Below are 20864 nucleotides of genomic sequence, written 5' to 3' on the forward strand. Positions count from 1 at the left end.
CGGTCAGCGGGCCGCAGCGGACCGCTCCAGGTCCAGCCCGGCCGCCGCGGCCGCGCCGGCCCCGGCCGGCTTGTCGGCGTAGACGACGAAGCTCTTGCCGATCAGCGGGTCGAGGACGCGCTCCAGCGCCCGGGTGAGCCAGGGACGCGTGGTGAGGTCCCAGACCAGCAGCCGGTGGTAGGCCCGGACCGCGGCGGTGTCCTTCTCGACACCGACGGCGCACTTGAGCCACCAGTACGGGGCGTGGAGGGCGTGCGCGTGGTGGCTCGCCCCCGGGACCAGGCCGGCGGTGGCCAGGCGGGCGCGCAGCACCTCGCCGCGGTAGATGCGGATGTGGCCGCCCTCGTTGGCGTGGTACTCGTCCGACAGCGCCCAGCACACCCGCTCGGGGCCGTAGCGCGGCACGGTCACCGCCACCCGGCCACCGGGCTTGAGGACGCGCACGATCTCGGCCATCGCCGCGGCGTCGTCCGGGATGTGCTCGAGCACCTCCGAGGCCATCACCCGGTCGACGCTCGCGTCGGGGAAGGGCAGATGCAGCAGGTCGCCGCGCACCACCTCGAAGCGCGCACCGGCCGGGGCCTCGCCGGCCTCGGCGATCGCGCCGAGCCAGCGCTTCGTCGTCTCGACCTCGTGCCGGCCCCAGTCGACGGCGACCACGCGCGCGCCGCGGCGGTAGGCCTCGAAGGCGTGCCGCCCCTCGCCGCAGCCCAGGTCGAGGACGGTCATCCCCGGGCGCAGGTCGAGCCGGTCGTAGTCGACGGTCAGCACGGGGTTCCCTTCCGGTCCAGCGTCTCGGCGTACCACTCGGCGGTGCGCGCGGCCGTGGCCCGCCAGGTGTAGGTGTCCAGGACCCGCCGGCGGCCGGCGCGCCCCAGCTGCTCGGCCAGCGAGGGGGAGTCGAGCACCAGCTGCAGGGCGGCGGTCAGCTCGCCGACGTCACCGGCGCGCACCCGCAGCCCCGCCTTCGTGCCGACCACCTCGGGCAGCGCACCGGCGTCGGTGGTCACCAGCGGGGTCGCGCACGCCATGGCCTCCACGGCAGGCAGCGAGAACCCCTCGTAGAGGGAGGGGATCGCCACGACGCTCGCCCGCTGGAACAGCTGGGTCAGCTCCGCCTCGGGCACCGGGCCGGTGAAGCGGACGGCGTCGCGCAGCCCCAGCCGGTCCAGCGCCGCCTCGGCGGGACCGCCGGGCCGGGCGGAGCCCACGACGGTGAGCCGCACGGGTCGCTCCGTGCGCAGCTTCGCCAGCGCCTCGAGCAGGTGCACCAGCCCCTTGAGCGGCACGTCGGCGCTGGTGACCGCGAGGATCGAGTCGGGCTCACGGGGCTGCCCGGCCGGCGGCGGGGTGAACTGGTCGGGGTCGATCCCCACCGGGATGACGCTCATCCGCTCCGGCGCCAGCCCCATGCGGGCGGCGATGTCACGGCGGGAGTTCTCCGACACCGTGGTGACGGCATCCAGCCGCTGGACCACCCGCGCCTGCATGCGGGTGAAGGCGTACCACCGCCGCAGGGTGAGCTTGCGGCGCAGCGTCGGGGCCGCGGCCAGCTCGAGGTCGCGGTCGATGGCGATCGGGTGGTGCACCGTCGCCACCGTGGGCACGCCGGCCCGCACCAGCCGGAGGAGGCCGTAGCCCAGCGACTGGTTGTCGTGCACCACGTCGAACTCGTCCCGCCGGGGCAGCAGGTGGCGGGCGGCGCGCAGGCTGAACGTCAGCGGCTCGGGGAAGCCGGCGGTGCACATCGTGGCCCACTCCGCCACGTCGACCCAGTCGCGGATCTCCGACGGGCGCGGGGTGCGGAAGGGATCGGGCTCCCGGTAGAGGTCCAGGCTCGGCACGCGGGTGAGCGGCACGCCCTGGTCGAGCTCGGGGTAGGGCTGACCGCTGAGCACCTCGACACGGTGACCGAGCTCGCGCAGCTCGCGGGAGAGCGCCCGGACGTAGACGCCCTGGCCGCCGCCGTGCGGCTTGCTGCGGTAGGACAGCAGTGCAATGCGCAACGACCGTCCCATGGACCGGACTCTAACGATCGCGCACCGGACGACGGCTACCAGCCGGTAGCCGGACCACCCGGCCGGTCGACGCCGGGCCTGGCACAGTTCCCGCATGATTCGTCACGTCGTGCTCTTCACCTGGTCCCCGGATGCCGACGCCGAGCGGCGGGCGCAGACCATCGAGGCGCTGCGCGGGCTGCGGCGCACGGTCGGCGGGATGACGTCGCTGGTGGTCGCCGACGACGCGGGCCTGGTCGACGGCAACGCCGACACCGTGCTGATCGCCGAGTTCCCCGATGTCGAGGCCTTCCGCCACTACGCGCAGGACCCCGTGCACCTGGCGGTCATCGCCGACCACGTGCGGCCCATCCTGGCCTCGCGGACGGCGATCCAGCACCGGATCTGAGGGGCGGTGCGGTGCCCGCCGACTAGCGTCTTCGCCATGACCTCCGCACAGCGCCTCCCCGGCCGGCACCGTCGTTCCGGCGCCCTGCTGGCCGGGGCGGCCGCCGTCGTGCTGCTGACCGGCTGCGGCGGCGGGGACGCCTCGGACCGCACCGCCGCGGCCGCCTCCTCGGCGGCGGAGGCCTCCGCCGCGCAGGCGACGGAGGCGCCCGATCTGGCCTCTGGGCTGCTGCCCGCCGACGCCTTCGGTCCCGACGCCACCGTGGTGGCGGTGTCGCCGGAGCAGCTGCGCCTGGGCGCGGGCATCGCGGCCGCCGCGCCGGACGTGCAGATCACCCCGGACAGCTGCCGGGCCGCCGTGGACGGCACCCAGCCCGATCTGGCGGCGTTCGAGGACGTCGCCGCGCAGAGCGCGACCACCGGATCGGCGACGACGGTGCAGATGCTGGTGCGCGGCGGACCGCTGGACGGCGCCGTCGCGCAGATGGCCGACGCCGCCGAGCGCTGCCCCGAGGCGCAGCTCGCCTCCCCGCAGATCGGTGAGGCGGCGGTCTCCTTCGAGAACCTCCCGGTGGCCGACCTGGGTGACGGCTCGGCCCTCGTGCGCTACACGACCGCGATCACCGCCCCCGACGGTTCTCGGGTGACCGTGCCGACGCTGATCGGGGCGGTGGAGGACGACGACCGGCTGCTCCTCCTGGTGTCCCTGGACACCGGGCTCGCCGGCGCCACACCGGCCGACCCGGCACCCTTCGCCGAGCTGCTCCAGCAGGCCTACGAGACGCAGGCCGACGCGCTGGGCTGAGCCGGCCGCCGGCCACGCCGGCCATGCCACGACGGCCCGGCGCTCCGGGCCGTCCCGGGGGTTGCCCTGTCCCGGGGGAGGGGGCGACACGGGTAGCGGCCTCGGGGGGGGGGGGGGGGGCCGCGCCCCCGGGGGGGGGCCCGCCCCCGACTGCGCGCGGAGGGCCCCGCCGGTCAGATCCCGGCGGCCAGCCGGTGGTACGCGGCGCTCCAGCGCAGCTCCTTGGCCAGCGACCGGCGGGTGGTGTCGCCGTCGATGACCACGAGCTCCACGCCGAACACCTCGGCGAGGTCGGTGAGCACGTCGGCGTCCAGCGCGGTGGACAGCACCGTGTGGTGCGGGCCGCCGGCGGTCAGCCAGCCCTCGGTGGAGGTCGCGAAGTCCGGCCGCGGCTCCCAGACCGCCCGGGCCACGGGCAGGTTCGGCAGCGGCTCGGACGGCGGGACGACGTCGACCTCGTTGGCCACCCAGCGGAACCGGTCGCCGAGGTCGGCCCAGCCGATGACGACCCCCTCGCCGGGAGCGGCGGTGAAGACCAGGCGGGCGGGGTCCTCGCGGCCGCCGATCGAGAGCGGGTGCACCTCGAGCCGGGGCCGCTCGCCGGAGATCGTCGGGCAGACCTCGAGCATGTGCGCGCCGAGGATCTTCGGCCGGTCGGAGGCCAGGTCGTAGGTGTAGTCCTCCATGAACGACGTGCCACCCGGCAGGCCGGCCGCGGCCACCTTGAGCACCCGCAGCAGGGCGGAGGTCTTCCAGTCGCCCTCCCCGCCGAAGCCGAAGCCGTCGGCCATGAGGCGCTGCACGGCCAGCCCGGGCAGCTGGCGCAGTCCGCCGAGGTCCTCGAAGTTGGTGGTGAAGGCCCCGAACCCACCCTCGGTGAGGAACTGCCGCAGCGCCAGCTCGATCCGCGCCTGGTAGCGGACCGAGTCGTGCCGCTCCCCGCCCGGCCGGACGTCGGCGGCCAGCTCGTAGAGGTCGCCGTACTCCTGCACCAGCGCGTCGACGTCGGCGTCGGCCACCTGGTCGACCACGGCGACCAGGTCGTTGACCCCCCAGGTGTTCACCGACATGCCGAAGCGGAGCTGCGCCTCGACCTTGTCGCCCTCGGTCACGGCGACGTCGCGCATGTTGTCGCCGAAGCGGGCCAGCTTGAGGTTCCGGGCGGCCGCGGCCCCGGCGGCCGCGCGCACCCAGGAACCCACCCGTGCCCGCACCGCGGGGTTGTCCACGTGGCCGGCGACGGTGGTGCGCGGCTGGCGCAACCGGGTGAGGACGAACCCGTACTCGCGGTCGCCGTGGGCGGCCTGGTTGAGGTTCATGAAGTCCATGTCGATCGTCGCCCACGGGAGGGCGGCGTCGGCCTGGGTGTGCAGGTGCAGCAGTGGCTTGCGCAGGGCGTCGATCCCGGCGATCCACATCTTGGCCGGCGAGAAGGTGTGCATCCAGGTGATCACCCCGATGCAGGACGGGTCCTCGTTGGCCTCGCCCATCGCCCGGCGGATGGCGCCGGCGTCGGTGAGCACCGGCTTCCACACCACCTCGGCGGGAATCTCGGCGGCCGCGTCGAGCGCGACCGCCACCCGGCGGGACTGGTCGGCCACCTGCTGCAGCGTCTCCTCCCCGTACAGCCCCTGGCTGCCCGTGAGGAACCACACCTGCGCCCCGGCGTAGGGGTCCTGTGCCACGAAGTCGTCCTTCCTCAGCGCTGTCCGTAGACGTTCTGGTAGCGCGCGTAGAGCGAGTCGATGTCCGACTGCGCGATGGGGATCGGCTCGCCCAGCTGCCGGGACAGGTGCACGGTGCGGGCGACGTCCTCGGTCATGACGGCCGCCTTGACGGCGGCCCGGGCGTCCCGGCCGATGGTGAAGACGCCGTGGTTCTGCATCAGGACGGCGGGTGAGCGCGACCCCGACAGCGTGGCGACGACGCCCTGACCGATCGAGTCGTCCCCGATCAGCGCGAAGGGGCCCACCGGGATCGGGCCGCCGAACTCGTCGGCCATCGCCGTCAGCACGCACGGGATCTCCTCGCCGCGCGCGGCCCAGGCCGCGGCGTACGGGCTGTGCGTGTGCACCTGGCCCCCGACCTCCGGCATGTGCCGGTAGACGTAGGCGTGGGCGGCGGTGTCCGACGAGGGCGCCTTGACCCCGTCGACGACGGCGCCGTCCAGGTCGCAGACGGTGATGCCCTCCCAGGTCAGCTCGTCGTAGGAGACGCCGCTGCCCTTGATGACGAACAGGTCCTCGCCGGGCACGCGGGCCGAGACGTTCCCGGCGGTCCAGGTGACCAGCTCGTACCGGGTCAGCTCGCCGTGCAGCGCGGCGACGTGCTCGCGCAGTTCCCGGTGGGTGCCGCGCTCGGTCAGGGTCGGGCTGCTCATGCCAGGTGCTCCTCCTTCGGGACGGGGGAGGTCGTCGGGGCGTCGGCGGCCCGTCCGCGGCCGACTCCCACGTGGTCGACGGCGGCCTGCTCGACCGGCAGGCCGGCGACGTACCGCTCCATGAACGCGTCGAAGCCCGCGACGTCGACCGGGTCGGGCTCGGCGGTCTGCAGGCTGGTGCCGGCGAAGACCGCGGTGTCCAGGTAGTCGGCCAGGCCCTGCTCCGGGGAGCGACCGGTCGCGAAGGCGGCGAGGACGGCCATGCCCCAGGCACCCCCCTCACCGGCGACGTCGCCGACGGAGACCGGGGTGTCGGTCGCGGCGGCCAGGAAGCGCTGGGCGACGCCCTCGGTCTTGAACATGCCGCCGTGGGCGAACATCCGGTCCAGCCGCACGCCCTCGGCCTTCTGCAGGACGTCCATGCCGATCCGGAGCGTGGCCAGGGAGGAGAACAGGTGGGTGCGCATGAAGGTGCCCAGGTCCAGCCTGCTGTCCGGCGACCGCAGGAAGAGCGGCCGCCCCTCCTCCAGACCGGTGATCGGCTCCCCGGAGAGGTAGTTGTAGGCGAGCATCCCGCCGCAGTCGCTCTGCCCGTCCAGCGCGGCGGTGAAGAGTGTCTCGAAGACCTTCCCCGGCTCGGCGTCGGCACCCAGCGCCCGGGCGAACTCGGTGAACAGCCCGGCCCACGCGTCCAGCTCGCTGGCGCCGTTGTTGCAGTGCACCATCGCCACCGGGTCGCCGGCCGGTGTGGTGACCAGGTCCAGCTCGCGGTGCACCGCGGCGAGCTCCCGCTCGAGCACCACCATGGCGAAGATCGACGTCCCGGCGGAGACGTTGCCGGTGCGCGGCGCGACCGAGTTCGTGGCGACCATGCCGGTGCCCGCGTCGCCCTCCGGGGGGCAGAGCGGGATGCCGGGGCGCAGCCGCCCGGCCGGGTCGAGGAGCCGCGCGCCCGCCGCGGTGAGCGTGCCGGCCGGCTGGCCGGCGACGGCGATGGCCGGCAGCAGCTCGGCGAGGGTGACCTCCACCCCGGCCTCGGCGGCCAGCTGGTCGAACCGGGCCAGCATCGCGGCGTCGTAGCCGCCGGTGGTGGCGTCGATGGGGAACATGCCGCTGGCGTCCCCCACGCCGAGCACCCGCTCCCCGGTGAGCTGCCAGTGCACGTAGCCGGCGAGGGTGGTCAGGTGGTCGAGCCGGGCAAGGTGCTCCTCGCCGTCCAGGACCGCCTGGTAGAGGTGCGCGACGCTCCACCGGTGCGGGATGTTGACGCCGAACTCCGCGCTGAGCCGCTCGGTGGCCCGCCCCGTGTTGGTGTTGCGCCAGGTGCGGAACGGCGCGAGCAGCTCACCCCGGGCGTCGAAGGCCAGGTAGCCGTGCATCATCGCCGACACCCCGAGCGCACCGGCTCCGGTCAGCTCGACCCCGTGGCGGCGCCGCACGTCCTCGGCCAGGGCCGCGACGCTCTCCTGCACGCCCGACCAGACGGCGTCCAGCGAGTACGTCCACACGCCGTCGACCAGCCGGTTCTCCCAGTCGGAGCTGCCGACGGCGAGCGGAGCGTGGTCCGGGCCGATCAGCACCGCCTTGATCCGCGTCGACCCGAGCTCGATGCCCAGCGCCGTGCGGCCCGCGGTGATCGCCTCGCCGGGGTCCGTGCCGGCACCGGCGCCGGCCGTCACGGCGTCCGCCTGCTGGCCCATCGGGTCTCCTCCGGGTGATTTGTGAGCGTTCACATCAGCCTCTCACGGCGGGCGGGGAGCCCGCACTGGCCCGCACCACCAGGCTCGGCGGGACAGGGTCGGGATGCGGGGACTCGCCCCGGATGCGGCCGAGCACCAGGTCCACGCCCCGTCGGCCGAGCTCGGCGAAGTCCTGCCGGATCGTGGTCAGCGGCGGCACGAAGTACGGGGCCTCGGGCAGGTCGTCGAAGCCCACGACGCTCACGTCGCCCGGCACGGTGAGCCGGGCGTCGTGCAGCGCCGCCAGCAGACCCAGGCTCATCTGGTCGTTGGCCGCGAAGACGGCGGTTATCTGCTCCCCCGCGCGCCGCCGGGCCACGAGCTCCTCGCCGGCGGCGTATCCGGAAGCCGGCGTCCAGTCGCCGCGCGGCAACTCCTCGGGCAGCCACGCACCGGCGGCCGCGAGCTCCGCGCGCCACCCGTCGGCGCGACCGCGGGACTCCTGGGAGTCCGCCGGGCCGGGCAGGTGGTGCACCGTCGCGTGCCCCAGGTCCAGCAGGTGCCGCACCGCCGCCCGCGCCCCGGCCTCCTGGTCGATCGCGACGGCCGGCCGCCCGTCCGCCCCGCCCACCTGGACGGCGACCAGGGGGACCGGCGGCTCGAGCCGGCTCACCGCGTCGGCGGCGTCGTCGTAGGTGGACAGCGCCACGACCGCGTCGACACCCTGGGCCACCAGGTTGTCGACCGACTCCCGCATGGCGTCGGCGGTGGCCTCGTCGAGGATCGCCACCGACAGCGCGTACCCGGCCGCCCGGGCGGCCCGCTCCAGGCCGATCATCATCTGCGCCGGGCCGTACTGGGCGATGTTGACCGTGACCAGGCCGATCGTGCGGGTGGTGCCGGTGACCAGCGCCCGGGCCGCCCGGTTCGGGCGGTACCCGAGCTCGGCGATCGCCCGCTGGACCCGCTCGCGGGTGAGGGGCGCGACGCTCGGGTGCCCGTTGATGACCCGGGAGACCGTCTGGTGCGACACCCCCGCCCGCGCGGCCACGGCGGCCAGCCCCGGGGGACGGGACCCCACGACCTCGGCTGTCACGCCCGCTCCTCCCTCGTTGCCCGGCACGGTCCTCCGCAGGCGCCGCCGCCGGTCAGCGCGAGGCGCCGGCGCGCCGCTTGTTGTAGACGTCGAAGGCCACGGCGAGCAGGAGCACGAGGCCCTTGACGACCATCTGCACCTGCTGCTCGATCCCCATGAGCTGCATGCCGTTGGTCATCACCGCCATGATCAGCCCGCCGACCATGGCGCCGACCACCGTGCCCACGCCGCCGGTCACCGCGGCACCGCCGATGAAGGCCGCCGCGATGGCGTCGAGCTCGAACATCTCACCCGCTGCGGGCTGGGCCCCGTTCATGCGCGAGGAGTAGATGATCCCGGCGATCGCGGCGAGGAAGCCCATGTTGACGAAGATCCAGAAGTTGACCTTCTTGACCTTCACCCCGGAGAGCATCGCCGCCGGCAGGTTCCCACCGATCGCGTAGACCTGCCGCCCGAACACCGTGCGGGTGGTGACCAGGCCGTAGACCAGCACCAGGACGGCCAGGATGATCAGCACGATCGGCAGGCCGCGGGAGTTCGCGAGCTGCCAGGCGAACGCCATCACGACGACGCCGACGGCGACCACCTTGAGGACGAACAGGCCGAGGCTCTCGACCGGCTGGTCGTAGCGGATGCGCGCCGACCGGGCCCGCCAGCCGCTGACCGCGTAGCCGGCCACCGCGACCGCACCGATCAGCAGGGTGAACGCGTCGTAGCCGTAGCCGCCGAGCCAGCCGTTGATGAAGCCGGTGGCGATCTGCCCGTACTCGCGGGGGAAGGGCGAGAGCGAGACGTTGTCCAGGACCTGCAGGGTGAGGCCGCGGAACAGCAGCATGCCGGCGAGGGTGACGATGAACGCCGGGATGCCGACGTAGGCCACCCAGAGGCCGTGCCAGGCGCCGACGGCGATGCCGACGGCGAGCGCGGCCACGATGCCGACCCAGTACGGGAAGCCCTGCTGGATCACCAGCACGGCCGAGACCGCACCGGTGAGCGCGACCACGGAACCGACCGAGAGATCGATGTGCCCGGCGATGATCACGATCACCATGCCGATGGCCAGCACCAGGATGTAGGAGTACTGGAGGACCATGTTGGACAGGTTTCCGGGGCTCAGCGAGTCCCCGCCGGTGAGGACCGCGAACAGGGCCACGATCGCCACGAAGGCGATGTAGATGCCGCTGGTGCGCAGGTTCGCGGTGACCAGGCCCAGCAGCCCGCCGCCCCGCGCGTCCTCCTTCGCCTGCTGCGCGGCGCCCGGCGCCGGCGTGATCTCCTCGGTCTGCGGCACGGTCTTGGTCACGCCGCGACCTCCTTGTCCTGGGTCATGAGCTCCATCAGGTTCTCCTGGGTCGCCTCGCGCACGGGCAGCTGACCGGTGATCCGGCCGGCGGAGAGGGTGTAGATGCGGTCGCAGATGCCGAGCAGTTCGGGCAGCTCCGACGAGATGACGACGACGGCCTTCCCGTCGGCCACCAGACGGTTGATGATCGTGTAGATCTCGTACTTCGCGCCGACGTCGATGCCGCGCGTCGGCTCGTCGAGGATGAGCACCTCGGGGTCGGTGTACAGCCACTTGGACAGCACGACCTTCTGCTGGTTGCCGCCCGAGAGCTTGCCCACGACGGCGGAGACCGTCGGCGCCTTGATGTTCATGCTGCGCCGGCTGGCCTCGGCGACCTTGGTCTCCTCGTTGGCGTTCACCCAGCCCCGGCGGGAGAGCTTGCCGAGGGCGGCGGCGGAGACGTTGCGCCGGATGTCCTCGATCAGGTTGAGGCCGTAGTGCTTGCGGTCCTCGGTGGCGTAGGCGATGCCGTGGTCGATCGCCTCCGGGACGTTGCGGGCCTGGATCTCCTTGCCGTGCATGTACAGCCGGCCGGAAATGTTGCGGCCCCAGGAGCGGCCGAAGATGCTCATCGCCAGCTCGGTGCGCCCGGCGCCCATCAGCCCGGCGATGCCGACCACCTCGCCGGCGCGCACGTCGAAGCCGGCGCCGTCGACGACCTTGCGGTCCTGGGTGGGGTGCCACACGGTCCAGTCCTCGACCCGGAGCACCTCCTCCCCGGGGTGCGACTCGCGGTCGGGGTAGTAGCTCTCCAGATCGCGGCCGACCATCCCGCGGATGATCCGGTCCTGGGTGACCTCGCCGGCGTGCAGGTTGAGCGTCTCCACCGTCTTGCCGTCGCGGATGACCGTGACGTTGTCGGCGATCGCGGTGATCTCACCGAGCTTGTGCGAGATCATGATGCAGGTGATGCCGCGCCCCTTGAGGTCGCGGAGCAACCCCAGGAGGTGCGCGGAGTCGGTGTCGTTGAGGGCGGCGGTGGGCTCGTCGAGGATGAGCAGCCGCACGTTCTTCGACAGCGCCTTCGCGATCTCGACCAGCTGCTGCTTGCCGACGCCGAGCTGGCCGACCGGCGTCTCGGGGTTCTCCCGCAGGCCCACCGACCGCAGCAGCGCCTCGGCCTCGGCGTGCGCGCGGTTCCAGTCGATCAGGCCGCCGCGGCCGCGGCGCTCGTTGCCGAGGAAGATGTTCTCGGCGATCGAGAGGTAGGGGACCAGCGCCAGCTCCTGGTGGATGATCACGATCCCCACCTGCTCGCTGTCCCGGATGCCGCTGAAGGCGACCGGCTGACCGTCGAAGACGATCTCGCCGTCGTAGCTGCCCGCCGGGTACACGCCCGAGAGCACCTTCATCAGGGTGGACTTGCCGGCTCCGTTCTCCCCGCAGATCGCGTGGATCTCGCCGGCGCGAACCGCGAGGTTCACGTCCTCCAGCGCCTTGACCCCGGGAAAGGTCTTGGTGATGGAGCGCATCTCCAGGATGTTGTCCATGGGACTCCGTCGTCCTCGGTGCTGAGTGGGTCACGGTGCTGGGCGGTGCACGGAACTGCTGGATGGTGCCCGGTCGGGCCCGGCGGCGAGAACGCGGCGCCGAGCCCGACCGGTCGTGCGGGGTGCTGCCGAGGAGCGCGGGTCAGCTGGTCTGACCGGCGGCGACCTCGTCGGCGGTGTAGTAACCGGAGTCGATCAGGACCTGCTCGATGTTCTCCTTGGTAACCGTCTCCACCGGGAGCAGGTACGACGGCACGACCTTCACGCCGTTGTGGTAGCTCTCGGTGTCGTTGGCCTCGGGCTCCTCGCCCTCCAGGTAGGCCTGGGCGGCCGCGACGGCCTGCTCGGCCAGCAGCCGGGTGTCCTTGAAGATCGTCGAGTACTGGATCTCGTCGTCGATCAGCTTGACGGAGGCGATCTCGGCGTCCTGACCGGTGATGATCGGCATCGGCCGCTCCGGGGCGGTGATCGTCGGGCCGTAGCCGGCGTTCTCCAGGGCGGTGATGATGCCGCGGGACAGGCCGTCGTAGGGCGAGAGGACGCCGTTGAGGACGGTGCCGCTGTTGTACGTGGAGGTCAGCAGGTCCTCCATGCGCCGCTGCGCGCCCTCCTGCGCCCAGCGCAGGATCGCGGCCTGCCCGATGTCGGTCTGCCCGGACGGGACGACCAGCGTGCCGTCGTCGATCAGCGGCTGCAGCACCGACATGGCGCCGTCCCAGAAGAAGTGCGCGTTGTTGTCGTCCAGCGAGCCGGCGAACAGCTCGACGTTGAACGGACCGGCGGCGTCGGTGCGCTCGCCGTTCTCGTCCAGGACGCCGAGGCCCTTGAGCAGGGACTCGCCCTGGGCGACGCCGACCTTGAAGTTGTCGAAGCTGACGTAGAAGTCGACGTTCTCGGTGTCGCGGATGAGCCGGTCGTAGGAGATGACCGGGATGCCCTCGGCGGCGGCGTTGGCGAGCTGGCTGGTCAGCGCGGTGCCGTCGATGGCGGCGACGATCAGGGCGTCGACGCCCTGGGTGATCATCGTGTCGATCTGCTGCGCCTGGGTCGGGATGTCGTCGTTGGCGTACCGCAGCTCGACGTCGTACCCGGCCTCGGTCAGCTGCTCCTCGACGTTCTCGCCGTCGGCGATCCAGCGCTCGGAGGTCTGCGTCGGCATCGAGACGCCGATCGACAGGTCCTCCGGGTTGGCGTTGGCCGTGTCGTTGGTGCTGCCGGCGCCCTCGCCGCCGCACGCCGCCAGACCGAGCGCCAGGGTGGCGCCCAGTGCGGTCAGGCCGAGCTTCTTGCTCACATGGGCCTCCTCGTTGAAGCTTCTGCCGCCGTCGCGTCGGCGCTCAGGCCCGCGTCTGCGGACCCGTCTATGTGAGCGCTAACACGAGCCGCCGTCAAGTGCGGTTCGCGTCACGGTCGCGTAACGACACGTCCATCCGCCGGACACCGGGCAGCGCCGTCCGGGCAGGCGCACGCCCGGCCGCCAGCGCGTTCTCCCCGCCGGGCGGCCGGTACGGGCGGTCACCGGGCGGGCCGCTCCCGGGCGCGTCGGTTGCGCGGCGTCACCCGTTCGTGCGCCCCGCAGCCGGCTACCGCAGGGTGATCTGGCGGGAGAGCAGCCCGGCGCGGGCGCGCCGCTCGTCGGCGGTCAGCGGGGCCGTCTCGGCCAGGGCGGCCTCGAGCCGGCTCTGGAACTCGGTCGCCGGTGCGGCCCAGTCCTCGGCCGGGGTGTCGGCCGGCAGGTCCCACACCGGGACGACGAGACCGTGGGCGCGGAAGGCGCCGGCGTAGCGGGTGCCCTCACCGAGGAGGATCTGCTCGGACGCCGACAGGCGGGCCAGCGCGTCGAGCAACTGCTCCTCCTTCTCCGGCCGCACCCAGCGCAGGTGCGCCCGCTCGCTGCCCGGGCGCACCCAGTAGGCGGCCTCCAGCCCTTCCAGCCGGACGGTGGGCAGGATCGCCTCGTTGGCCTGGGTCAGGCCGGCGCGCGCGGCGGGGCTGGGGTCGGTGCCCTCCAGCCAGAAGTCGAAGCTGTCGTGCACGGTCACCTCGAGCGGCGCGGTGAGGTCGAGCACCTCCTGCAGCCGTGGGCCGGCCGAGCCGGTGCCACCGATGGGGCCCGGGTCCACCGGCGCGCCCGCGGGGGCCTCCAGCGCGGCGGCGACGGCGGTGCCGAGGTCGCGGCTGACGTCGTCCGACGACGTCGCCAGCTGGGCGCCGACGAGGATCTGGCCGTTGGCGCGCACCAGAGCGGGGGCGCCGCCGGGCAGCACGCTGGCCAGGGTGAGCTCGCGCCCGTCGGCCGAGCGCAGCGTCGCCGTCGCCGCCGGGACGAGCTCGCGCAGCGCCACCCAGTCGGCCTCGCCGGGCAGGCCCTCGAACGGCCGGACGACCGGCGGGGCGTACCCGGAGCCGTGGCAGTGCTTGTAGCGGCGGCCCGACCCGCAGGGGCAGGGCGCCTTCGGGTTCACGCCCTCCGGCGCGGCAGCGGGGGCGGACGAGCGCTTGCGGGAAGCCATGCGGGTCAGCGTATGTGGCGGGGTGCGGGGCCCCGCCCCGAGGCCGCGGGCGCCGGGGGACGCGGCCTCGAAGCCGAGTTCGTCTCACTCGTCGGCGGGCCCGCGGGTGCCGGACGCCGCGGGCGGGCTCCTAGGCTTCCCGGCGTGTCCCCGGCCGTCGACGCGCTCGACCTCACCGCCCCCTCGTTCGTCGCCGACCCGTACCCGGCGTTCGCGCGGGCCCGGGCGCAGGCGCCGGTGCAGTGGCACGAGGGGCTGGGACTCTGGTTGGCGTTCACCCACGCGGAGTCCAACGCCGTGCTGCGCGACCGCCGGCTGGGCCGCATCTGGGCGGACAAGGAGCCGGCCGACCGGTTCGAGAGCTTCAACCTCATCCACCGCAACGCCATCCTGGAGATGGAGCCGCCGGACCACACCCGGCTGCGGCGGCTGATCACCAGCGCGTTCGCCCGCGGGCACGTGGAGCGGCTGCGCCCGTGGGTGGAGGAGCTGGCCGGCCGGCTGGCCGACGAGCTGGTCGAGCGCTCGGCCGGGTCGACGCCGGTCGACCTGCTCACCGGCATGGCCGAGCAGCTGCCGGTCGCGGTGATCGCCGAGCTGCTGGGCGTGCCCGAGGCCGACCGCCCGCTGCTGCGGCCGTGGTCGAACGCGATCGTGAAGATGTACGAGTACGGGCGCACGGCAGCCGTCGAGGAGGCGGCCGAGCGCGCGGCGGACGAGTTCGTCACCTACCTGCGGCAGCTGGCCGCCGAGCGCCGTACCGCCCCCGGCGAGGACCTGCTCTCCCACCTGGTGTCCGTCCGGGACGCCGACGGCGACCGGCTGACCGAGGACGAGCTGGTCACCACCTGCATCCTGCTGCTCAACGCCGGCCACGAGGCCACGGTGAACGTCACCGGCAACGGCATGCTGGCGCTCCTGCGCCACCCCGACCAGCTGGCTGCCCTCCGCGCGGAGCCGGGTCTGCGCCCCGCGGCGCTGGAGGAGCTCATGCGCTTCGACCCGCCGCTGCAGCTGTTCGAGCGCACCGCCACCGCGGACGTGGAGCTCGGCGGCGTGACCGTGGCCGAGGGGCAGAAGATCGCCGCCCTCCTCGGCGCGGCGAACCACGACCCCACCGTCTTCGCCGACCCCGAGACCCTCGACGTCCGCCGTAGCGACAACCCGCACATCGCGTTCGGTGCGGGCATCCACTTCTGCATCGGGGCGCCCCTGGCCCGGGTCGAGCTGCAGGCCACCTTCGGCGCGCTGCTGGACCGGACGTCGGTGCTCGAGCTCGGCGGTGAGCCGGTGCGCCGTCCCGAGTTCGTCATCCGCGGCCTGGAGACGCTGCCCGTCGTCCTCACCGCCTGATCGGGGCCGTTACCGAACCGAGATCTTCCGCGCTGGGGTCCGGCTGCCGGGCCGATACGTCTTCCGGGTGGAGGCATCGGCGGAGGGTGGGCGCGTGGGACGACCGAGGGACGACGGGTTCACGGACTTCGTCCGCGACCACGGGCCCGGGCTGCTGCGCACGGCCTGCCTGCTGACCGGGGACCGCGCCCGGGGCGAGGACCTGGTGCAGACGGCGCTCGCCCGCGCCTTCGCCTCCTGGCCGAAGGTGCAGCGGGCCGACAACCCGCTGGCCTACGTGCGCCGGATGCTGGTCAACAGCCACTTGAGCTGGCTGCGGCTGCTCACCAACACCGAGCAGGTCATCGAATCGGTCCCCGACCGGGGGGACGGCACCGACCTGCAGGCGGCGCACGCCGCGGCCGACGAGCTGCGGGCCGCGCTCCTGCAGCTCTCGCCCCGCGCGCGCACCGCCGTCGTCCTCCGGTACTTCGACGACCTCAGCGAGGCCGAGACCGCCCGGTTGATGCGGTGCTCGACCAGCACGGTCAACAACCACGTCACCCGCGGGCTCGCCGCGCTCCGGGCGCTGCTCGCACCCGGGGACCCCTACGAGCAGCTGACCGGGAGGTCGTCGTGAACGACGTCGAGCAGTTCCTGCCCGCGCGGCTGACCGCGCTCGCCGACAGCATCGCGGCCGGCGGGCACGTGTCGCCCGACGACGTCGTCGCCCGGCACCGGCAGCGCCGCCGCACCCGGGCCGGCGTCCTGTCGACGGTCGCCGCGATGGTCGTGATCGCAGTGGGCGTCCCGGCCACGGTCGGCTCGCTGTCGTCGGCACCGGCCGGCCCGGCCGCGCCCGCCCCGGCGACGGTCGTCCCCGATCGGACCTCGGAAGCGGAGCGGTCGGCCTCGGCGGAGGCCGACCGGGCGGCAGCGGCGGAAGCCGAGGCGGAACGGGCGTCAGCGGCGGAAGCCGAGGCGGAACGGGCGTCAGCGGAGGAGGCGCAGGCCGGTGTGGCTGCGGCCGCTGCCCAGGCGGCTGCGGCCGCTGCCGCGCCCGAGCTCGAGGCCACCGCCGCCGCGCTGGGCGGGCCGGTCGTGCTCAGGTCCCCTGCTGAGTGGGACCGGTGGCTGCCCGCCGGCAAGCCCTACCCGGGGGCCTCCACCGAGGAGGACATGGCGACCTGCCCGCGGCTGTCCGCGCGGCTCGGCGAGGCCCTCGACGACGAGTTCAGCTACTGGACCGGCACCCTGCCGGCCGGCCCGTCCGGCTGCACCTGGGTGCCGGTGCCGCTGTCCTACGACGGGCCCTACGACTACGCGTACCTCGTCGACGTGGGTTTCCTGGGCGACGGGACGACGGTCGAGCAGCTGCGGAGCACCTACGTCATGGGCGGCGGCCAGGCGGAGTACCCGGGTGCGACGCCCTGCCCGTCGGCCGACGTCCCTGGCGGCGGGGCGCTCATCCTGTGCCCCGGGATGGACGAGCGTTACGACGCCCGGTGGTCACTCGCCGTTCCCGACGCCCGGGGGGCTGGCGTGTGGGTGCTGTCCGCGACGGCCCAGTCGTCGACCGGCCGCTCGTCGGCGGAGGCGTTGACCGTGCTGACCGAGCAGCTCCGGGACATCTACGGCTGACCGACCCGGCGGCCCGCACCCCTACCGCTGGAAGGTGAGCGCGGTCACTGGCAGGATCCGGACATGCGCGGCTTGATGCAGGACTACCCCCTCACGATCGACTCGATCTTCCGGCACGTCGAGCAGCACTACGGCGACGGGACGATCGTCACCAACAACCCCGGGGGCGTGACCCGGGCGACGTACGCGGAGTGGGCGCAGCGCACCCGCAAGCTGGGCGGCGTCCTCGACACCCTGGGCGTCAGCGCCGACGGGCGGGTCGGCACGTTCGGCTGGAACAGCCAGCGGCACCTGGAGCTGTACTTCGCCGCGCCGTGCACCGGGCGCGTGCTGCACACCCTCAACGTGCGGCTCTTCCCCGAGCAGCTCACCTACATCGCCAACCACGCCGAGGACGAGGTCATCTTCGTCGACCGCACGGTCCTGCCGCTGCTGTGGCCGCTGATCGACACCATGAAGACGGTCAGGCAGGTCGTGGTCATGGACGACGGCGGCGGCAACGAGATCCCCGACGACCCCCGCATCCTCGACTACGAGACGCTCCTGGCCGACGCGCAGCCGGTCGAGTTCGGCGTCACGGACGAGTGGCGCGCGGCCTCGATGTGCTACACGTCCGGCACCACCGGCAACCCGAAGGGCGTCGTCTACTCGCACCGCTCGACGTTCCTGCACACCATGGGCGTGATGGCGCCCAACGCCTTCGGCCTGGGCATCCGCGACGTCGCGATGCCGGTCGTGCCGATGTTCCACGCCAACGCCTGGGGCATCGCCCAGGCCGCCCCGGCCGCCGGCGCATCGCTGGTCATGCCGGGCGCGCTCATGCAGCCCGAGGCGCTGGCGAAGCTGATCGTCGACGAGGGCGTCACCTTCACCGCCGGCGTCCCGACCATCTGGCAGGGCGTGCTCCCGCACCTGGCCGGGCAGCCGCACAAGCTGCGCGACATCGGCTGCGGTGGCTCCGCTGTGCCGAAGGCGCTCTCCGAGGCCTACCGCGAGCAGGTCGGCATCCCGATCCTGCAGGCGTGGGGCATGACCGAGACCCACCCGGTGGCCTCGTCGGGCGTGCTGCCCAAGCGCTACGAGGACGCCGACGACGAGACCAAGGCGGCCCAGCGGGCGCGCGCCGGTATCCCGTTCCTCGGCGTCGAGGCGCGCATCGTCGACTCCGACACCCTCGAGCCGCAGCCGTGGGACGACAAGGCCACCGGTGAGCTCCAGGTGCGCGGGCCGTGGTGCGCGCAGGACTACTACAACCCCGACGCCGGTGTGGAGCTCACCACCGCCGACGGCTGGATGAAGACCGGCGACGTCGCCGCCATGGACGAGTACGGCTCCATCCGGATCGCCGACCGCACCAAGGACCTGATCAAGTCCGGCGGCGAGTGGATCAGCTCGGTCGACCTGGAGAACGCGATCATGAGCCACCCCAAGGTGAAGGAGGCCGCCGTCGTCGGCATCCCGCACCCGAAGTGGGACGAGCGCCCGCTGGCCTGCGTCGTCCTCAAGGAGGGTGAGGAGGCGTCGGAGCAGGAGATCCTCGACCACCTCAAGCCGCTGGTGGCCAAGTGGTGGATGCCCGAGGCGGTGGAGTTCATCGACGAGGTGCCCAAGACCAGCGTCGGCAAGTTCTCCAAGAAGGACCTGCGCAGCCGGTTCGCGGAGTACCAGGTGAAGAGCTGACCCCTTCGCGGGTTGATCATCGGCAGGTGGTTGCCGGCACCGGCGTGTCGGGCGACCACCTGCCGATGATCGAATTCGGCGGGCGCGGCGGAACCGCGCCCACCCCCCGGCCCGTCATCCTCTCCAGAGGGCGATCCGGCGGAGGGTGAGTGGAGCGGGACGAGGCGTTCACGCGGTACGTGGACGAGCGCTGGCCGGTGCTCGTCCGCTCCGCCGTGCTGCTCGGCTGCGCCCGCACGGAGGCCGAGGACCTGGTGCAGACGGCCCTGGTGCGCTGCTACGTCGCCTGGGACCGGGTCGGCACCGCCGACAACCGGGACGCCTACGTCTACCGGGTGCTGGTCAACTGCCACCACGACAGCCGCCGCCGCCGATGGTGGGGCGAGCGGCCGACCGCGGAGGTGCCCGACGTCGCCACCGACGACGGCACCGCGCAGGTGGACGACGCCGACGCCGTCCGACGCGCGCTCTCCCGGTTGAGCCCGGCGCACCGGGAGGTCGTCGTGCTGCGCTTCTACGCCCACCTGGGCGAGCAGCAGATCGCCGACGCGCTGCGCATCGCGCCGGGGACGGTGAAGAGCCGGCTCTCCCGTGCGCTGGCCCAGCTGCAGACCGATCTGGACGTCGCCGAGCTGCGGGGAGGGAGGGCATCGTGACCGATCGGGAGACCTCGGCGTTGCTGGGCGAGGTGGCGGAGCGGGTGCCCGTCGGCCCGCCGCCGACGGCGCAGCTGCTGCGGGCCGGCCGCCGGGCTCGGCGGCGCCGAGCAGCGGGTGTCTCGCTCGCGGTCGCCGCGGGGGTGGCGGTGGTGGCCGGCGGGGTGGTCACCGTCGTCGACCTGCCGAGCGGGCAGGACGACGCCGCGGGCTCGGCGTCGGTGCTGGTCGCCGAGGAACCGCGGCAGGACGCTCCGGAGGCCGCCGACGCCGACCCGGGCACCGGCATGCCTCCGGCCGACGGCGGGGACGAGCCCGGGACGGCGGCCGGCAGCGAGCTGTCGCAGCTCGCCGAGGACCCGACGGCCAGGCGCACCGGGCCGCTCGCCGGCACGGAGGCGAGCTCCTGCGCGCTCGAGTACAGCTCCGCCGCCGTCGGCAGGCTGGACTTCGCCTTCGCCGGCGTGGTGGTGGGCATCGGGCCAGCCGTCACGACGCAGGCCGGTTCACCCGGGCCGCCGGAGGACCTGGTCGGGGTCACCTTCGCCGTGCAGGAGTGGTTCTCCGGCGGATCGGGCGAGACTGTGACCGTGGACCTCCCGGCGCCGTACGACCCGGCAGCGGGCAGCAGCACGCCGGGCCCGGTCTACGGGGTCGGGTCGCGCCTGCTGGTCAGCGGCGCCGACCGCTGGGAGGGCGAGCCGCTGGAGCCGATCGCCTGGCTCTGCGGCTTCACCCGCTACTACGACGAGGAGACCGCCGCGTCCTGGCGTTCCCCCTGAGCGCAGAGCAGTCACCGTTCCCGCGTTGACCCGCGCCACCTGACCTGAAGCCGCGCCACGGCACGGCTCGACGTCCGCCCGAGCGGCTCAACCCTCGCAGACGACCGGCGCTGGACCTCAGCGGACGAAGGGCTCCTCGCCGGTCTCGCTCACCATGGGCTTGCCGGCGGCCTGCCACTCGCCCATGCCGCCGCCGACGTTGACCGCGTCGTAGCCGTTGGCGTTGAGCCACGCGGCCACCCGTGCCGAGCGGCCACCGCCGCGGCAGGTGACGTAGAGCGGGTCGGCCTCGGGCAGCTCGTCGAGCCGGGCAGGGACGTCGCCCATGGGGATGTGGGTGGCGCCCTCGATGTGCCCGTGCACCCACTCGTCGTCCTCCCGGACGTCGAGGACCACGGCGTCCGCGGGCATCTCGGAGGCGGGCACGGTCGGAACCTGCTGCGGCATCACGCTCTCCATCGTGGCACGAACACCGGTTGCGCGACCGGCGCCCGCCGCACTGGGAGGATGGGCCCGATGTCCCCCAGCCACCGGGCCGCCCCAGGCGCCGCCCGCCCGACGCCCGTGCGCGAGCCCGCCTGGGAGCTGCCGCGCTCGGCGATCGGGCTGTGGGTGGTGGAGAGCCTGATCAGCGCGGCCTTCATGTGGCTGGGCATCGGCGCGTTCCTGCTCTTCGTCCCCGCCGACGCCGGCGACCCGGTCCCCCTGATCCGCACGCTGCTCCCCCTGGCCGGCGGCGTCTACGCGGTCATCGCCCTGAGCATCCGGCCGTGGTTCAAGCACCGCGTGTACCGGTGGGAGATCACCAACGAGGCGGCCTACACGCGCACCGGCTGGCTCACCCAGACCTGGACGTTGGTGCCGATCTCCCGCATCCAGACCGTCGACGTCACCCGCGGCGTGCTGCAGCAGATGTTCGGCCTGGCCACCGTCGCGGTGCTCACCGCCTCCAGCCAGGGCACCGTGCGCATCTGGCACCTGGAGCAGGACGTCGCCCAGCGCGTCGCCGACGACCTCGCCCGCCGGGCCGAGCTGGTCCGCGACCAGGCCACCTGAGCGC

20 protein-coding genes are annotated in these 20864 nt (G+C 73.6%); 9 read left to right on the plus strand and 11 right to left on the minus strand.

What is annotated here, in order from left to right; genetic code table 11:
• Positions 1 to 3 precede the first annotated feature (3 nt).
• Both ACI799_RS14870 and ACI799_RS14875 read right to left on the minus strand, forming a co-directional pair.
• The gene (locus tag ACI799_RS14870; protein ID WP_456590983.1) at positions 4 to 771 is read right to left on the minus strand and encodes a class I SAM-dependent methyltransferase; all 768 of its coding nucleotides are present in this window, start codon (positions 769 to 771) and stop codon (positions 4 to 6) included.
• Positions 765 to 2018: a glycosyltransferase family 4 protein gene (locus ACI799_RS14875; RefSeq protein WP_456590982.1), complete on the minus strand. Its 1254-nt coding sequence runs from the start codon at positions 2016 to 2018 to the stop codon at positions 765 to 767. Before ACI799_RS14875 ends, ACI799_RS14870 begins: the two co-directional genes overlap by 7 nt.
• Before the next feature lie 94 nt (positions 2019 to 2112).
• Here ACI799_RS14875 and ACI799_RS14880 point away from each other — a divergent pair, with 94 nt between their 5' ends.
• Both ACI799_RS14880 and ACI799_RS14885 read left to right on the plus strand, forming a co-directional pair.
• Positions 2113 to 2406 (plus strand): Dabb family protein, encoded by a 294-nt coding sequence (locus ACI799_RS14880; protein ID WP_456590981.1) that lies wholly within the window; start codon positions 2113 to 2115, stop codon positions 2404 to 2406.
• Between the two features lie 36 nt (positions 2407 to 2442).
• Entirely contained in the window at positions 2443 to 3210 is a 768-nt protein-coding gene (locus ACI799_RS14885; protein ID WP_456613385.1) for a hypothetical protein, read from the plus strand.
• A 173-nt stretch (positions 3211 to 3383) separates the two neighbouring features.
• On the opposite strand, the gene araA is transcribed toward ACI799_RS14885, so the two are convergent.
• The 8 genes from araA to ACI799_RS14925 all read right to left on the minus strand — a co-directional run bounded on the left by araA (position 3384) and on the right by ACI799_RS14925 (position 13713).
• Positions 3384 to 4895 (minus strand): L-arabinose isomerase, encoded by a 1512-nt coding sequence (gene araA, locus ACI799_RS14890; RefSeq protein WP_456590269.1) that lies wholly within the window; start codon positions 4893 to 4895, stop codon positions 3384 to 3386.
• A 14-nt stretch (positions 4896 to 4909) separates the two neighbouring features.
• A complete protein-coding gene (locus tag ACI799_RS14895; RefSeq protein ID WP_456590268.1) occupies positions 4910 to 5590 on the minus strand; it encodes an L-ribulose-5-phosphate 4-epimerase in 681 nt (226 codons plus the stop codon).
• Complete coding sequence (locus tag ACI799_RS14900; RefSeq protein WP_456590267.1) at positions 5587 to 7290, minus strand: xylulokinase; 1704 nt, start codon at positions 7288 to 7290, stop codon at positions 5587 to 5589. Before ACI799_RS14900 ends, ACI799_RS14895 begins: the two co-directional genes overlap by 4 nt.
• Before the next feature lie 34 nt (positions 7291 to 7324).
• The gene (locus tag ACI799_RS14905) at positions 7325 to 8365 is read right to left on the minus strand and encodes a LacI family DNA-binding transcriptional regulator (RefSeq protein ID WP_456590266.1); all 1041 of its coding nucleotides are present in this window, start codon (positions 8363 to 8365) and stop codon (positions 7325 to 7327) included.
• A gap of 52 nt (positions 8366 to 8417) precedes the next feature.
• A complete protein-coding gene (mmsB, locus tag ACI799_RS14910; RefSeq protein WP_456590265.1) occupies positions 8418 to 9668 on the minus strand; it encodes a multiple monosaccharide ABC transporter permease in 1251 nt (416 codons plus the stop codon).
• Positions 9665 to 11200 (minus strand): multiple monosaccharide ABC transporter ATP-binding protein, encoded by a 1536-nt coding sequence (mmsA, locus tag ACI799_RS14915; protein WP_456590264.1) that lies wholly within the window; start codon positions 11198 to 11200, stop codon positions 9665 to 9667. Before mmsA ends, mmsB begins: the two co-directional genes overlap by 4 nt.
• A 142-nt stretch (positions 11201 to 11342) precedes the next feature.
• Positions 11343 to 12494 (minus strand): multiple monosaccharide ABC transporter substrate-binding protein, encoded by a 1152-nt coding sequence (gene chvE, locus ACI799_RS14920; RefSeq protein ID WP_456590263.1) that lies wholly within the window; start codon positions 12492 to 12494, stop codon positions 11343 to 11345.
• A gap of 289 nt (positions 12495 to 12783) precedes the next feature.
• The gene (locus ACI799_RS14925) at positions 12784 to 13713 is read right to left on the minus strand and encodes a DUF5926 family protein (protein WP_456590262.1); all 930 of its coding nucleotides are present in this window, start codon (positions 13711 to 13713) and stop codon (positions 12784 to 12786) included.
• Positions 13714 to 13857: 144 nt separating this feature from the next.
• Between ACI799_RS14925 and ACI799_RS14930 the strand changes: the two genes are divergently transcribed.
• The 6 genes from ACI799_RS14930 (at position 13858) to ACI799_RS14955 (ending at position 19804) form a co-directional block, all read left to right on the plus strand.
• Positions 13858 to 15066 carry a cytochrome P450 gene (locus tag ACI799_RS14930; RefSeq protein ID WP_456590261.1) on the plus strand — a complete coding sequence of 403 codons (1209 nt, stop codon included), beginning with the start codon at positions 13858 to 13860 and terminating at the stop codon, positions 15064 to 15066.
• Positions 15067 to 15160: 94 nt separating this feature from the next.
• Positions 15161 to 15685, plus strand: a complete 525-nt coding sequence (locus tag ACI799_RS14935; protein WP_456590260.1) for a SigE family RNA polymerase sigma factor — start codon at positions 15161 to 15163, stop codon at positions 15683 to 15685.
• The gene (locus ACI799_RS14940; RefSeq protein WP_456613386.1) at positions 15682 to 16686 is read left to right on the plus strand and encodes a hypothetical protein; all 1005 of its coding nucleotides are present in this window, start codon (positions 15682 to 15684) and stop codon (positions 16684 to 16686) included. The genes ACI799_RS14935 and ACI799_RS14940 overlap by 4 nt, the downstream gene beginning before the upstream one ends.
• Positions 16687 to 16749: 63 nt before the next feature.
• Positions 16750 to 18366 (plus strand): long-chain fatty acid--CoA ligase, encoded by a 1617-nt coding sequence (locus ACI799_RS14945; RefSeq protein ID WP_456590258.1) that lies wholly within the window; start codon positions 16750 to 16752, stop codon positions 18364 to 18366.
• 149 nt (positions 18367 to 18515) lie between these two features.
• Positions 18516 to 19022: a SigE family RNA polymerase sigma factor gene (locus tag ACI799_RS14950; protein ID WP_456590257.1), complete on the plus strand. Its 507-nt coding sequence runs from the start codon at positions 18516 to 18518 to the stop codon at positions 19020 to 19022.
• Positions 19019 to 19804, plus strand: a complete 786-nt coding sequence (locus tag ACI799_RS14955; RefSeq protein WP_456613387.1) for a hypothetical protein — start codon at positions 19019 to 19021, stop codon at positions 19802 to 19804. Before ACI799_RS14950 ends, ACI799_RS14955 begins: the two co-directional genes overlap by 4 nt.
• Positions 19805 to 19921: 117 nt before the next feature.
• On the opposite strand, the gene ACI799_RS14960 is transcribed toward ACI799_RS14955, so the two are convergent.
• Positions 19922 to 20251, minus strand: a complete 330-nt coding sequence (locus ACI799_RS14960) for a rhodanese-like domain-containing protein (protein ID WP_456613388.1) — start codon at positions 20249 to 20251, stop codon at positions 19922 to 19924.
• Between the two features lie 69 nt (positions 20252 to 20320).
• Between ACI799_RS14960 and ACI799_RS14965 the strand changes: the two genes are divergently transcribed.
• A complete protein-coding gene (locus ACI799_RS14965) occupies positions 20321 to 20860 on the plus strand; it encodes a PH domain-containing protein (RefSeq protein WP_456613389.1) in 540 nt (179 codons plus the stop codon).
• Positions 20861 to 20864 lie beyond the last annotated feature (4 nt).

The organism is Blastococcus sp. SYSU DS0753 (genome assembly GCF_054051175.1).

Bases quoted from the DNA above. Each gene is read 5' to 3' on its own strand.
- ACI799_RS14875 (WP_456590982.1), bottom strand. From the start codon at position 2,018: ATGGGACGGTCGTTGCGCATTGCACTGCTGTCCTACCGCAGCAAGCCG.
- ACI799_RS14880 (WP_456590981.1), top strand. From the start codon at position 2,113: ATGATTCGTCACGTCGTGCTCTTCACCTGGTCCCCGGATGCCGACGCC.
- ACI799_RS14885 (WP_456613385.1), top strand. From the start codon at position 2,443: ATGACCTCCGCACAGCGCCTCCCCGGCCGGCACCGTCGTTCCGGCGCC.
- ACI799_RS14895 (WP_456590268.1), bottom strand. From the start codon at position 5,590: ATGAGCAGCCCGACCCTGACCGAGCGCGGCACCCACCGGGAACTGCGC.
- ACI799_RS14900 (WP_456590267.1), bottom strand. From the start codon at position 7,290: ATGGGCCAGCAGGCGGACGCCGTGACGGCCGGCGCCGGTGCCGGCACG.
- mmsA (WP_456590264.1), bottom strand. From the start codon at position 11,200: ATGGACAACATCCTGGAGATGCGCTCCATCACCAAGACCTTTCCCGGG.
- ACI799_RS14925 (WP_456590262.1), bottom strand. From the start codon at position 13,713: ATGGCTTCCCGCAAGCGCTCGTCCGCCCCCGCTGCCGCGCCGGAGGGC.
- ACI799_RS14945 (WP_456590258.1), top strand. From the start codon at position 16,750: ATGCGCGGCTTGATGCAGGACTACCCCCTCACGATCGACTCGATCTTC.
- ACI799_RS14960 (WP_456613388.1), bottom strand. From the start codon at position 20,251: ATGCCGCAGCAGGTTCCGACCGTGCCCGCCTCCGAGATGCCCGCGGAC.
- ACI799_RS14965 (WP_456613389.1), top strand. From the start codon at position 20,321: ATGTCCCCCAGCCACCGGGCCGCCCCAGGCGCCGCCCGCCCGACGCCC.